Source organism: Arthrobacter sp. ZGTC212, from assembly GCF_002929255.1.
Lineage (GTDB): Bacteria > Actinomycetota > Actinomycetes > Actinomycetales > Micrococcaceae > Arthrobacter_B > Arthrobacter_B sunyaminii.
Genome location: NZ_PJIJ01000080.1, coordinates 1 through 533 on the forward strand (window position 1 = coordinate 1; position 533 = coordinate 533).

Below are 533 nucleotides of genomic sequence, written 5' to 3' on the forward strand. Positions count from 1 at the left end.
AATTGAATGGAATAATAATCGTTTCGAATTACTGGAGAATGTTGCAGCTAAACATAAATTTACCATTCATCGATTGGCAAAAGACGATGAAATTTATATGTATGGAGTTTTAATTGGAAAGGTGAATTGTGATTTGGATAAGGGAGCATTAATATCAACTTTAAATTTAAGACACGCTGCTAATGATTTTAAATTAAGTAAAAGAAATACCGCTTGGAAAAAACCCGATGTAACTATATTTAAAGATCGAACTTTTAGTGGCTTCCATCGCTCTAATGGAACTGTTGGTACAGCTAATTATTGGCTGGTGATTCCTTTGGTATTTTGTGAAAATAGAAATGTTTTGACTCTTAAAACTGCTTTTGAAGAAAAACTAGGATATAAGATTAAAGCGAATGACTACAGTTCTGAAGTTGAGGAGTTGATTCGCTTATATCAGTCTGGTGCAGATGTATCGCAAATTATAGCAAAAGATTTAACTGCAACTATAGGCAATGCTAGTGATCAGAGACTATTTGAAAACGTAGATGGTA

General features: G+C 32.6%; 1 protein-coding gene. It reads left to right on the forward strand.

What is annotated here, in order from left to right; all coding sequences use genetic code 11:
• Positions 1–73: 73 nt before the first annotated feature.
• Positions 74–533: UxaA family hydrolase (locus CXQ89_RS17995; RefSeq protein WP_219815648.1), on the forward strand; the 460-nt coding region annotated here is incomplete at its 3' end.